The 12,551-nt window shown below is 73.3% G+C and carries 13 protein-coding genes; 1 reads left to right on the forward strand and 12 read right to left on the reverse strand.

Going from position 1 to position 12,551, the window contains the following annotated elements:
• Nucleotides 1-124: 124 nt before the first annotated feature.
• The 12 genes from DI269_RS04800 to uraD all read right to left on the reverse strand — a co-directional run bounded on the left by DI269_RS04800 (nucleotide 125) and on the right by uraD (nucleotide 11,191).
• Complete coding sequence (locus DI269_RS04800) at nucleotides 125-484, reverse strand: tRNA-binding protein (RefSeq protein WP_112133979.1); 360 nt, start codon at nucleotides 482-484, stop codon at nucleotides 125-127.
• A 23-nt stretch (nucleotides 485-507) separates the two neighbouring features.
• Entirely contained in the window at nucleotides 508-1,506 is a 999-nt protein-coding gene (gene alc / locus DI269_RS04805; RefSeq protein WP_112133980.1) for an allantoicase, read from the reverse strand.
• Complete coding sequence (gene allB, locus DI269_RS04810) at nucleotides 1,503-2,855, reverse strand: allantoinase AllB (RefSeq protein ID WP_232822621.1); 1,353 nt, start codon at nucleotides 2,853-2,855, stop codon at nucleotides 1,503-1,505. The genes alc and allB overlap by 4 nt, the downstream gene beginning before the upstream one ends.
• Nucleotides 2,852-3,259, reverse strand: coding sequence for an allophanate hydrolase-related protein (locus tag DI269_RS04815; RefSeq protein ID WP_112133982.1), 408 nt, complete (start codon nucleotides 3,257-3,259; stop codon nucleotides 2,852-2,854). Before DI269_RS04815 ends, allB begins: the two co-directional genes overlap by 4 nt.
• A 189-nt stretch (nucleotides 3,260-3,448) precedes the next feature.
• Entirely contained in the window at nucleotides 3,449-4,468 is a 1,020-nt protein-coding gene (locus tag DI269_RS04820; protein WP_112133983.1) for an XdhC family protein, read from the reverse strand.
• Entirely contained in the window at nucleotides 4,465-6,681 is a 2,217-nt protein-coding gene (locus DI269_RS04825) for a molybdopterin cofactor-binding domain-containing protein (protein ID WP_198667156.1), read from the reverse strand. The genes DI269_RS04820 and DI269_RS04825 overlap by 4 nt, the downstream gene beginning before the upstream one ends.
• Nucleotides 6,674-8,035 (reverse strand): 8-oxoguanine deaminase, encoded by a 1,362-nt coding sequence (locus DI269_RS04830; protein ID WP_112133984.1) that lies wholly within the window; start codon nucleotides 8,033-8,035, stop codon nucleotides 6,674-6,676. The genes DI269_RS04825 and DI269_RS04830 overlap by 8 nt, the downstream gene beginning before the upstream one ends.
• Before the next feature lie 94 nt (nucleotides 8,036-8,129).
• Nucleotides 8,130-8,594, reverse strand: a complete 465-nt coding sequence (locus DI269_RS04835) for a (2Fe-2S)-binding protein (RefSeq protein ID WP_112133985.1) — start codon at nucleotides 8,592-8,594, stop codon at nucleotides 8,130-8,132.
• Between the two features lie 43 nt (nucleotides 8,595-8,637).
• Nucleotides 8,638-9,519 carry an FAD binding domain-containing protein gene (locus DI269_RS04840; RefSeq protein WP_112133986.1) on the reverse strand — a complete coding sequence of 294 codons (882 nt, stop codon included), beginning with the start codon at nucleotides 9,517-9,519 and terminating at the stop codon, nucleotides 8,638-8,640.
• Entirely contained in the window at nucleotides 9,516-10,364 is an 849-nt protein-coding gene (pucL, locus tag DI269_RS04845; RefSeq protein WP_112133987.1) for a factor-independent urate hydroxylase, read from the reverse strand. The genes DI269_RS04840 and pucL overlap by 4 nt, the downstream gene beginning before the upstream one ends.
• Nucleotides 10,365-10,688: a hydroxyisourate hydrolase gene (gene uraH / locus DI269_RS04850; protein ID WP_112133988.1), complete on the reverse strand. Its 324-nt coding sequence runs from the start codon at nucleotides 10,686-10,688 to the stop codon at nucleotides 10,365-10,367.
• Nucleotides 10,685-11,191: a 2-oxo-4-hydroxy-4-carboxy-5-ureidoimidazoline decarboxylase gene (gene uraD, locus DI269_RS04855; RefSeq protein ID WP_112133989.1), complete on the reverse strand. Its 507-nt coding sequence runs from the start codon at nucleotides 11,189-11,191 to the stop codon at nucleotides 10,685-10,687. Before uraD ends, uraH begins: the two co-directional genes overlap by 4 nt.
• A gap of 265 nt (nucleotides 11,192-11,456) precedes the next feature.
• On the opposite strand from uraD, the gene DI269_RS04860 reads away from it, so the two are divergent.
• Nucleotides 11,457-12,551, forward strand: a 1,095-nt coding sequence (locus DI269_RS04860) for a PucR family transcriptional regulator ligand-binding domain-containing protein (RefSeq protein WP_198667157.1), incomplete at its 3' end; no start/stop codon positions are given.

Consider the following 12,551-nt stretch of genomic DNA (forward strand, 5'->3'; position numbering starts at 1 on the left):
TGTGCTCGTCATTGGACACTCCAGGTGCGGTCGCCGGGCGCTCGGTGCGCCCGCGAGGCGGCTTGATACAGGGGAAACGCGCGGGCGGCCCTGGAGGTTGCGGGAGGTCGCGTGAACAGGCCGGTCAGGAGACGAGGGCTCCGATGGGGACGTCGGCGTCGGGGGCGAGGAGGACGACTTCGTCGGTGCCGGGGACCGGGACGCCGAGGACGAGGACTTCGGACATGAAGTCGGCGATCTGGCGGGGCGGGAAGTTGGTGACGGCGACGACGGTGCGCCCGATGAGCTCGTCGGGGGTGTAGCGGGCGGTGATCTGGGCGCTGGAGCGTTTGACGCCGAGGTCGCCGAAGTCGATCCAGAGCTTGTAGGCGGGTTTGCGGGCCTTCGCGAAGGGTTCGGCGCGTTGGATGCGGCCGGTGCGGATCTCGGTGCGGAAGAAGTCCGCGGCGTTGCTCTGGTCCTGGGTCTGCGACTGGTGTGCCATCCGGGGAGGATATCGCCGCTCGGTCAGGCCCGGAAGCGGGTTTCGAGGTCGTGGAGGGCGTCGGGGGTGAGGCGGCCGTAGAGGCGGAGGCGGGCCATGCCGCCGTCGGGGAAGATGTTGAGCCGCACGGCGGTCGCGGGTCGGTCGTTGTCGAGAACGAAGCGGTGGGGCGTGTCGGGTTGGAGTGCGGTGCGTTCGAGGAGGGGGAAGGTGTCGGTGCCGTCGTGGGCGTCGATGGAGGCCCAGCCGGGGGCGTTGTGCTTGAGGTGGGTGGTGTCGAGTTCGGCGATGCGGACGACGCCGCGGCCGGCGAGGCGGACGTCGAGCCATTCGTGGCCGGGGGTGCGGCGGCGGGCGGTCTCCCAGCCGTCGGCCTGGCTGGCGGGGAGGCCGGGCATGATCGCGCCGGCGGGGTTGGAGTAGAAGGCGTTGGAGGCGCCGGTGACGGTGGCGCCGTTGGCGAGTGCGGCGAGGTCGAGGGGGAGGTCGGCGAAGCCGGATGGGTCGGGGACGGGGGTGCCGTGGACGCGGAGGCGGGCGACGCCGCCGTCGGGGTGGAGGTTGAGGCGGACGTGGGTGTAGCGGTGGGGGTCGTCGACGTCGTATTCGTTGCGGCTGTCGCCCTTGGCGTCTGATTCGGGGACGATGGGCTGCCAGTCGGTGAGGTCGGCGGGGGCGGGGTGGCCGTCGGCGCGGCAGGCGTCGACGGAGATGCGGGGCGGGTAGTTGCCGGTGAAGTAGGCGGTGTCGACGGCGATGCCGTGGATGACGCCGGGGACGCCGAGGCGGACGATCGCCCAGTCGTGGCCGTCGGTGCGGCGGCGGCGGGTCTCCCAGCCGTCGTAGAGCTGGCCTTTGGCGCCGAAGGTGTGGGCGGCGTGGACGACGGGGTAGGGGCGGATGAGGTTTTCTTTTTCGGCGAAGGATTCGTCGTTGGCGTCGAGGACGGCGCCGCCGAGGGTGCGGGCGGCGAGGTCGGGGAGCGTCCAGCGGGCGTCGGTGCGGGCCTGGTCGTCGGTCATCGGGTGCTCCTCTTCAGCTGCCGGCCGCGCGGGGCGGCCTGGGTGTCGATGCGCTTGCCGCGCAGCCAGGTGGCGACGACGTCGCCGGTGAGGGCGCGGCCGTCGTACGGCGTGACGGGGTGGCGGTGGTGGAGGTCGGCGGCGCGGACGGTCCATTCGCGTTCGGGGTCGAAGGCGACCAGGTCGGCGTCGGCTCCGGCGGCGATGCGGCCTTTGCGGTGGAGGCCGGCGAAGTCGGCGGGGCCGCGGGACATCCACGCGGCGAGGTCGGTGAGGCCGTGCCCGCGTTGTCGGGCTTCGGTCCAGACGACGGGGAGTCCGATCTGGAGGGAGGCGATGCCGCCCCAGGAGGTGGCGAAGTCGCGGGTCTTCATGCCGGGCGGGCTGGGTGAGTGGTCGGAGACGACGAAGTCGATGCGGCCGTCGGCGAGGCCCTGCCAGAGGGCGTCGCGGTTGGCCTCAGTGCGGATGGGCGGGCAGCACTTGTAGGCGGTGGCGCCGTCGGGGACGTGTTCGGCGGTGAGGGCGAGGTAGTGGGGGCAGGTCTCGGCGGTGATGAGGACGCCGTCGAGTCGGGCGCGGTGGATCTGGTCGAGGGCCGCGGCGGCGGAGAGGTGGAGGATGTGGACGCGGGCGCGGGTGGTCCTGGCGGCGTCGATGACGTCGCGGATCGCGTCGGTCTCGGCTTCGGGCGGGCGGGTGGCGAGGAAGCGGTCGAAGCCGGGGGCGGTGTCGGTCTCTCGGAGGCGGTCGGGGTTCTCGGCGTGGACGATGAGGACGGTGCCGAGGGCGGCGGTGGTGGTGCAGGCGCGGATGAGGCCGGCGCGGTCGAGGGGCGGGAACTCGTCGACTCCCGATGGGGCCGTGAAGCATTTGAAGCCGAAGACGCCGGCGTCGTGGAGTGCTTTCAGCTCGGTCTCGTTGCCGGGGATGGCGCCGCCCCAGAAGCCGGTGTCGACCCAGGTCTTGCCTTTGGCGGCGTCGCGCTTGGCGACGAGCGCGGCGGTGTCGACGGTGGGCGGGAGGCTGTTGAGGGGCATGTCGATGAGGGTGGTGACGCCGCCTGCGGCGGCGGCGCGGGTGGCGGTGGCGAAGCCCTCCCATTCGGTGCGGCCGGGTTCGTTGACGTGGACGTGGGTGTCGACGAGGCCGGGGAGGAGGGCGAGGTCGCGGAGGTCTTCGGTGCGGCGGGCGGGGATCGGCTCGGCGTAGTCGCCGATGACGGCGATGCGCTCCCCGGCGATGGCGACGGCAGCGGGCCGCTCGCCGTCGGGGAGGACGGTGCGGCGGGAGCGGAGCACCAGGTCGTAGACGACGGGCGCGGAAATGTCGGAGGGGTCGGTCATCATGGCGTTCCGGCCTTCGAGGCGCTGTAGGCGCGCCAGGAGCCGTGGGCGGTGATGTCGACCAGTCCGGGGAGGTCGGCCCAGTCGTCCCGCAGGCGCATGCCGAAGGCTTCGGTGCCGTCGGCGAGGCCGACGACGCCGAGTTCGAGGTCCGGGGGTTCGGCGGGCAGGAGGGAGGTGCGCAGGACGACGAGGTCGATGTCGTAGAGCTCGCCGGTGATGGCGGCGCCGCCGCCTTCGGGCGCGGTCTGGAGGGCCGGGTGGTCGTCGGAGACGCCGTCGAGCGGGACCGAGTGGAGCCGGTAGATCGGCAGTGTCGTCGCGGGTCCGAGGAAGGGCGCGCCGCCGATCAGGTGGTGGAGGTTGCCGCCTTTCATGCCGCCTCCGTTGAGGAACATGTGGACCATCGTTTCGGCTCCTTCGGTTCTCGGCGTTCCGGTTCGGTCACCGGTCCGCTCGGCTGTCGGTTCGCGGTTCGCGGTTCGCGGTTCGCGGTTCGACCAGAATGTCGCGGGTGCGGCCCGCGTCGCTCGGCCGGTCGGCCGTCACGCAGGCCGGTCGTCGGGTCGGTGTGCGGCGTCCTCGGCGCCGGTCGGTCAGCGGTGGATGGGGCCGCGGGCCTCGGTGAGGAAGCCTGCGGCGGCGCCGTTGCGGACGGCGGTGATCTCGGCGAGGATCGACAGCGCGGTCTCCTCTGCGGTGCGGCCGTTGAGGTCGAGGCCGATCGGGGACCTGAGCCGGGCGAGTGCGGCCTCGGGGACGCCGGTGTCGCGGAGCCGGGCGAGGCGGGCGCGGTTGGTGGCGCGCGAGCCCATGGCGCCGATGAACCCGGCCGCGGAGGCGAGGGCGCGTTCGAGGAGCGGCGTGTCGAACTTCTCGTCGTGGGTGAGGACGCAGATCGCGGTGTCGGCGTCGACGGTGATCGTGTCGAAGTGGCGGTGCGGCCAGTCCACGATGACCTCGTCGGCTTCGGGGAAGCGGGTGTCGGTGGCGAAGACGGGGCGGGCGTCGCACACGGTGACCCGGTAGCCGAGCTGCTTGGCGAACCTGACGAGCGGCCCGGCGAAGTCGATGGCGCCGTAGACGAGGAGCCGCGGCGGCGGGGTGTGCACTTCGACGGCGTACTCGCCGGTGCGCCCGGAGGCCGCGGGGAGGTCGGTCGCGCCGAGTTCGAGCGGGCCCGAGAAGCCGTGCGCGGTGATCGCGACGGCCTGGCCGAGGCGGTCGCCCGCGGCGGCGCGCACGAGGGTGACCGGTTCGCCGTCGAGGATCGCGTCGAGGGCGGCGGCGATGGCGGCGTCGTCGGGTTCGACGCGGGCGATGAGAACGTCCATGGTGCCGCCGCAGGTGAGGCCCACGGCGATGGCGTCGTCGTCGCTGTACCCGAAGGATTCGATTGCGGGCGTGCCGGTTTCGAGGACTTCTTGGCAGCGGAGGTAGACGGCGGCTTCGACGCAGCCGCCGGAGACGCCGCCGACGGCCGCTCCCTGGCCGTCGACGGCGAGCGCGGTGCCGAGCGGGCGCGGCGAGGACCCGGTGGTCCCGATGAGGGACGCGAGGGCGAAGGGGCGGCCTTCGCGCATCCAGGCGCGCAGCACGGCGGCGATGGTGTTCATGACGGCCTCCCGACGGTGAGGTGCTCGGGTCTGACGGGGACACGGGTGAGCGGCAGGCCGGTGGCGTCCCGGATGGCGGCGACGATCGCGGGGGTGGACGAGAGCGTCGGCGGTTCGCCGGCGCCGCGGAGCCCGTAGGGGGCGTCGGGGTCGGCGTTCTCGACGATGCGCAGCCGCATCGGGGGCATGTCGAGGATCGTGGGGATGAGGTAGTCGGTGAAGGACGCGTTCTTGACGCGGCCCTCGTCGGTGACGATCTCCTCCATGACGGCGAGGCCGAGCCCCTGGGCGCTGCCGCCGTGGATCTGCCCTTCGAGCGCGACGGGGTTGAGGATCTTCCCGACGTCCTGCACGCAGGTGAGGTCGACGACCTTGACGAGGCCCAGTTCGACGTCGACGTCGACCGTGGCGCGGTGGACGCACAGGGCGAGCTGGACGTGGCTCTCGCCCTGCCCGGTCACGGGGTCCATGGGCTTGGTGGCGCGGTGGCGGAACACGCGGGTGGCCTCGACGGGCCCGTCGGCGAGGTCGCGGTCGGCCCACAGCTCCCGGACGGCCTCGCACGCGGCCTTGACGGCGCCGCCGGTCATGTACGACTGGCGGGACGCCGACGAGGACCCGGCGGAGCCGACCTTGGTGTCGTTGGGCAGCAGGACGACCCGTTCGACGCCGAGTTCGGTGCGGGCGATCTGCTGCTGGAGGTTCCAGTGGCCCTGGCCGACCTCGGCGGCGGCGGTGTGGACGTACGCGACGGGTTCGCCGTCGACGAGTTCGAGGCGCACGCGCGCGGTCGAGTAGTCGTCGAAGCCCTCGGAGTAGCAGATGTTCTTGAGGCCGACGCCGTAGCCGACGCCGCGGCGCACGCCTTCGCCGTGGGTGGTGTTGCCGGTGCCGCCGGGCAGTTCGACGATGTCGCGCCCGGCGGGGACGGCCGGGACGGGAATGTCGTCGAAGCGCCCGAGGAGGTCGCGCAGCGGCGAGAACGGCCGCCCGTCTTCGGCTTTGGCGGGATCGAAGGCCTCGACGACCTGGCCGGTGATGAGCTGGTCGCCTTGGGCGAGGGAGTTGCGGCGGCGGATCTCCAAGGGGTCGAGGCCGAGCGCGTCGGCGAGGGCGTCCATCTGCGACTCGTACGCGAAGCAGGTCTGGACGCCGCCGAAGCCGCGCATCGCCCCGCACGGCGGGTTGTTGGTGCGCGCGCCCCACGCGTCGACGCCGACGTGCTCGACCTTGTAGGGGCCCACGGCGAGCGACGCGGCGTTGCCGACGACGGCCTCCGAGGTGGAGGCGTACGCGCCGCCGTCGAGGACGATGTGCGCCTTGACGTACACGAGGCGGCCCTCGGCGTCGGCGCCGTGCTCGTACCGCATCCGCGCGGGGTGGCGGTGCACGTGGCCGAGGAAGGACTCGGCCCGGTCGTACATCATCTTCACGGGCCGGCCGGTGCGCAGGGCGAGCATCGCCATGTGGATCTGCACGGACAGGTCCTCGCGGGCGCCGAACGCGCCGCCGATCCCGGCCATGGCCATGTGGATCCGCTCGGGTTCGAGGCCGAGGCACGGGGCGATCTGCTCCAGGTCGGAGTGGAGCCACTGGGTCGCGACGTGGAGGACGAGGCCGCCGTCGGCCGGGACTGCGACGCCGGATTCGGGGCCGAGCGGCGCCTGGTCCTGCATGCCGACCTCGTACTCGCGGGCGACGACCACGGCCGCTTCGGCGGTGTCGGGGTCGCCGACGCGCACGGGCTGGTAGCGGAAGAACTCCCCCGCCTCGACGGCTTTGCTTGCGTCGCAGAGCGGTTCGAGGACCTCGTAGTCGACGGCGACGAGCTCGGCGGCCCGGCGGGCGAGGTCGAGGGTCTCGGCGGCGACGATCGCGACCGCCTCGCCCTGGTAGTTGACCTCGCCGGGGGCGAGTACCGGCTGGTCGGCCTCGATGAGTCCGTAGTGGAGCTTCCCGGGGACGTCGGCGGCGGTGAGGACGGCCACCACGCCGGGGAGCGCGCGGGCCGCGGCGGTGTCGATCGACCGGATCCGGGCCTTCGGGTGGGGGCTGCGGAGCGTGTGGCCCCAGAGCATTCCTTCGAAGGCGAGGTCCGAGGCGTAGTCGAAGGAGCCGTTGACCTTTGACTCGGCGTCAGGGCGAATGGGCGATTGCCCGACCCCGCCAGCTGCCCATTGCGGCGGGGTCGGAGTCTCTACGGGTTCAGGCATCTCGTGCCTCCCTCAGGTCGGCGCTCGCGGCGGCGAGGTCCTTCGCGAGCGTCTCGGTGTCGGCGGTGCGCAGTTCGCCGTCGGCGACCACGGTGCTCCCGGCGACGGCCAGGAGCCGCAGGGGCGCGGCGGGGCCGAGGACGAGGGCCGCCACGGGGTCGGCGATCCCGGCGTGGCCGAGGCCGGTCAGGTCCCACAGGGCGAGGTCGCCCTGCTTGCCGACTTCGAGCGAGCCGATCTCGGCGTCGCGGCCGATCACCTGCGCGCCACCGGAAGTGGCCAGGCGCAGCGCGGTGCGCGCGTTCATCGAGTGCGGGCCGTGGAGCTGGCGCGCGGTGTAGACCGCCTGCCGCAGCTCCTCCCCCAGGTGCCCGGCCTCCTGGCTCGCGGCGCCGTCGACGCCCAGGCCCACCGGGATGCCCGCGGCGAGCATGCCCGGGACGTCGGCGAGGCCGGTCCCCAAGCGGGCGTTGGAGGACGGGCAGTGCGCGACCCCGGTCCCGGCCGCGCCGAGGCGGGCCCGGGCGCGGTCGTCGAGGTGCACGGCGTGGGCGAGCCACACGTCCGGGGCGATCCAGCCGACCCGGTCCATGTACTCGACCGGGTCGCAGCCGTGGACCTCGGCGCAGAACTCGGCCTCGTCGACGGTCTCGCACAGGTGCGTGTGGAGCCGCACGCCCTTGTCGCGGGCCAGCGCCGCCGATTCGCGGAGCAGCTCGGTGGAGACGGAGAACGGCGAGCACGGCGCGACCGAGATGCGCAGCATCGACCCCGGCGAGGGGTCGTGGTGGCGGTCGACGGCTTCGGCGGTGGCGGCCAGGGCGGCGTCGAGGTCCTCGACGATGCGGTCGGGCGGCAGGCCGCCGTCGGAGACGCCGCGGTCCATGGACCCGCGGGCGAGCTGGAGCCGGACCCCGACGCGCGCGGCGGCGGCGATCTGGACGTCGACGAGCTCGGCGGCCTGGCCGTCGGGGTAGACGTAGTGGTGGTCGGCGGCGGTGGTGCACCCGGAGAGGGCGAGCCAGGCGAGGCCGGCGGTGTTGGCGGCGGCGACGTGGCCGGGGCGCAGGCGGCCCCAGGTCGGGTAGAGGTCGACGAGCCATTCGAAGAGGGTGTGGTCGGTCGCGTATCCCCTGGTGGCCCACTGGTAGAGGTGGTGGTGGGTGTTGACGAGGCCGGGGGTGGCGAGGCAGCCGGAGCCGTCGACGCGGCGGGCGCCTTCGACATGCGGGGCGGGGCCGGGGCCGACGGCGGTGATGACGCCGTCCTCGACCACGACGTGCCCGGAGTCGTGTTCGGTGCCCGCGGCGTCGACCGCGGCGATGTAGGTGTTCTCGATCACGAGTGCGGTCATCGGGCACGCTCCGGGGTCAAATTGTCACACCCGGTGGGCACGCTTGGGGGCGTCCTCGGAGTGGATTTGGAAGGAGGTGGGGCGATGCAGTGAGTCATCGGGGCTCACCCGCCAAGGCGGCGGCGGCCGTGTGGACGGCGTCGATGATCTTCTCGTAGCCGGTGCAGCGGCACAGGTTCCCGGCGAGGGCCTCGCGGATCTCCGGGTCGGTGGGGTCGGGCTCGCGGTCGAGGAGGTCGGCGACCGAGACGAGGAGCCCCGGGGTGCAGAACCCGCACTGGACGGCGCCGCACTGCACGAACGCGTCGCGGACCGGGCGCGGGACGGCGCCGACCACGGTCTTCACCTCGCGGCCTTCGCACTGGGCGGTCGCCACGAGGCACGCGCAGACGGGCGCGCCGTCGAGGAGGACCGTGCAGGATCCGCACTCGCCCTGCTCGCAGGCGTTCTTGGAGCCGGTGAGGCCGAGCCGGTCGCGGAGCGTGGACAGGAGGCTCTCGCCGGGCCGGTCGATCTCGGCGGCGGTCTCGGCGCCGTCGACGTGCATCGTCACGCGCATCGGAGACTCCTCGGGCGTGCGGCGCGGGCGGGGTCGGTGGGGTTCATCGGCCGGTCCTCTCGTGGGCGGCGGTCCAGACGCGGCGCAGGGCGCGGGCGGCGCAGACGGCGAGGGCGTGGCGTCGGTAGGCGGCGGTGCCTCGGACGTCGTCGATGGGGCGTGCGGCGGCGGCGACGCGGCGGCCGAACTCTGCGGCGAGCGCGTCGTCGAAGCGGGCGGGGTCGGTCCAGGGCAGGTCGAGCCGTTCGGCGTCGGGGGCGGTGAGCGGGACGGGTCCTGCGGAGCCGATGCCGGTGCCGAGGCGGCGCGTGTCGAGGTCGAGCGCGAGGGCGAAGGAGCAGACGGCGATGACCATCGCGTTGCGGGTGCCGACCTTCAGGAACTGCTGCGGGCCGGTCGCTTTCGGGACGGTCACGGCGGTGATGAGTTCGCCGGGTTTGAGCGCGGAGCGCTTGGGGCCCAGGTAGAACTCGCCGATCGGGATCGTGCGGGTGCCGTCGACGGAGACGGCTTCGACCGTGGCGCCGGTGGCGAGGAGCGGCGGGTGGCCGTCGCCGGCCGGGGAGGCGGTGGCGAGGTTGCCGCCGAGGGTGCCGCGGTTGCGGATCTGCGGGGAGCCGACGGTGCGGGCGGCCGCGGCCAGGCCGGGGAGGACCGTGGCGAGTTCGGCGGTGATGCGCGCGTACGGGACGCCCGAGCCGATCCGGACCGAGTCGCCTTCGTCGGTCCATTCGCGCAGTTCGGCGAGGCCGGTGAGGTCGAGCATCGCCTCGGGCCGGGTGTGCCGGTAGTTGACGGCGACCATGAGGTCGGTGCCGCCGGCGACCGGGACGGCCTCGGGGTGCTCGGCGAGGAGCCGCACGGCCTCGTCGACCGCTGCGGGGCGGTGGAAGCCGAAGCGGGCCGGGGCCGCGACGCTGCTCATTGCGCCTCCCTTCGGACCGTGCCCTCGATGAGCCCGTACGGGAGGTCTCCCGCCTGGAAGACCACGCCGGGGTTGTCGAGGCCGAACCGCCCGAGGTCTTGCAGGTAGTGGTGCCGGTTCGGCAGGGACAGGCGCACTTCGCCCGCCTCGGGGACCGTCTTCAGTATGCGCTCGCCGACGGCGTAGAGGGTCTGTTGCAGCGAGAGCGAGTAGGTGCCGGCGAACGCGTCGAGGAGGGCCGTCCTCCCAGCGTGGAAGGTCTTGTCGGGGTCGGCGGGTACGGTCGCGTAGTCCCAGGCCGCCGTGACGGCGGTGGCGAGGATGCGGTCCTCGGTCTCGGGGAGGGTCGTGTACTCGTCCACCAGGAAGCCGCCGAACTCGGAGTCGGTGGTGTTGAGCAGCAGGAGGTCCCGGACGCCCGCGGTGACCGCGGCGGCCCCGCCGCCGTAGTTGACCTCGGCGGTGCGCAGTTCGCCGCCTTCGCCGCTGGAGAAGGAGTGGTCGCCGACGCGGGTCCACGGGTGCTCCTCGATGCGGACGCGGGCGTGCGTGATGGAGGGGGTGGTGTCGACGAAGTGCCGGGCGAGGCGCTCGGCGAAGGCCTCGACGGTCCCGATGCCGTCCCTGGCGAAGGCGTACACGGTGTTCTTCTGCGTGTCGGTGGGGAGGACCCCGGTGTTGTCGCCGGTGTAGTGGGTGGCGTCGAAGTCGCCGGAGAGCGCGGTGTGCACGGTGAGGTCGCGGATCGCGTGGCGGGGCGTGTCGCGGTCGACGCGGACGAGCCGGACGCCGGACTTGCCGTAGCTGTTGGGGCCCAACGTGAACCCTGGTGCTGGTGTGGTCATCTAGCTGCCTCGGTACGTTGAGTAGGCGAAGGGGCTCAGCAGGAGCGGGACGTGGTGGTGGCCGTCGGCGACCCGGAAGGCGATCTCGACCTCGGGATAGAAGGTGTCGACGTCCTGGGCGGCGAACCAGTCGCCGGTGTCGAAGCGGAGCCGGTGGAGTCCCGGTTCGGTGTGCCAGCCGCCGACGCGGCCGTCGGCGTCGGTGCGGCCGGCGTGGACGACGGCGTAGGCGCCGTCGCCTTCGCGGCGCGTCAGCGTCAGGTGGACCCCGGCGGCGGGGCGGCCGTTGACGGCGTCGAGGACGTGGGACGACACGGTGCTCACCGGTCCTCCCCGAAGGCCTTGTCGAGGCGGAGGGCGACGATCTTGCGCAGTTCGGCGCGGGACTCGGCGCGCTCGGTCGGGTCGTCGTTCGCGAGGCGCCGCCGGGCCTCGACGAGGATCTCCTCGGCGGTGAGACCCGTGGCGCAGATGAGGAACACGCGCCCGAAGCGATGCTCGTACGCGGCGTTGGCGTCGGCGAGTTCGGCCCGCACCGACTCGGCGGCGGTCATGGCCCGGGACTGCTCGCCGCGCGACCACTCGGCCTCGGTGCCCTCGCTCGGCTTGGGCTTCCCGATGGGCGGGTGGGCGGCGTGGGCGACGGCGACCTCCGCGTCGTCGAGCTCGTCGAACCCGGCCAGCGCGGCGGACTTCAGCGCCACGAGCGAGCCGTAAGGCCGCCCGGTGGCGACCTTCTCGGCCCAGCCGCGCGACGCGCAGCAGGCCGTGAGGACCCCCGTCGCGGTCTCCGGGTCCGCCGTGTTGAACCCTCCGAGCGTCCACATCGGCGCCTCCCGTTCACGTCCGGTTCTCCGCGGTGTCCCCTCAGGGTCGCAGGTTTGCGACCGCGCCGGGCAATTGAAGCCGAAACACGAGGCAGAAGGCATTGTCACCGCCTATGAAACCTTCGTTTCCCGGCCGTTAAATGCTGGAGGATCGTCCAAAGTCGGATCGTGCGCGGGGCTATGGTGGCCGTAGGGGCAGCACAGGCCCTCCACGATCACCGCGTCCCGAACCCGCCTGCGAAGGCCGGACCCCCTGGGGGCCACCATGCGACTCCGTTCACTGCTCCAGATGCCCGAACTCGGCTTGACCCTGGTCTCGGGCAAGCACCACCTGGACCGCGAGGTCCGCTGGGTCGTGCCGACCGACCTGCGCGACCCGCGCCGGTACCTGTCCGGCGGCGAGCTGGTGCTCACCGGGATGATGTGGCGCCGGGCCGAACGGGACTCGGACGCGTTCGTGCGCAACCTGACCGCCGCCGGGGTGACCGCGCTCGGCGCGGGCGACCACCCCGAGTTCCACACCGTGCCCCTCGACCTCGTCGACGCGTGCGCCCGCCACGACCTGCCGCTGTTCGCCGTCGACGCCGACGTCGCGTTCGCCGAGATCACCGAGCGGATCGTCCAGCGCCTCTCCGCGGGGCGCTCGGGGGACCTCGCCTCGCTCCTGGACCGGCACCGGCGCCTCATCGCCGCTGACGGGATCGGGCAGATCCTCGAACTCATCGACCGCGAACTGGGCATGGAGTGCCTGGTGCTGTCGCCGACCGGGCGGGCCCTGCGCGGGAGCCTGGAGCTCGGCGAGGACGAGCGGGCCGCGATCGTCGCCAGGGCGCACGCCGCAGAGCGCCTGCCGCAGAAGGTGACCATCGACCGGCACCGCTGCTACTCGGTGTTCGGCATCGGCTCGACCATCCACACCGGACGGTTCCTGGTCGTGGGCGACGACCACACCCGGTGGCCGCCCGAGCGGCGCCTCGTCGCCGAGCAGCTGTCGGCCCTGCTCATGCTCGAACTCGACGACCCGTCCCAGCGCCCCGCCCCGCACGTCGAACTCGTCACCGCGCTGCGCGAGGGCCGCGCCGACGAGCACCTGATGCGCTCGGCCGGGCTCCCCTCCGACGGCCCGGCCACGGTGATCGTCGCGACCGGCGAACCCGAGGCCGTCCGCGAGGCCGTCGTCGCCGAGACCCTCCAGTTCGACACGTGCGCAGCGGAAGTCGACGACCCGCTGCGCGCGCCCGTCGCCGCGTGGGCGACCAGCGGCGGCGAGACGATCGCGGTCCTCACCGGTCCCGGCGCCGCCCCCGAGGAGCGCGCCCGCCTCGTCGCGTGGGCCCGGCGGTGCGCCGCCGTCCTCGCC

It is taken from the genome of Glycomyces dulcitolivorans (assembly GCF_003265355.1).
GTDB lineage: Bacteria > Actinomycetota > Actinomycetes > Mycobacteriales > Micromonosporaceae > Glycomyces > Glycomyces dulcitolivorans.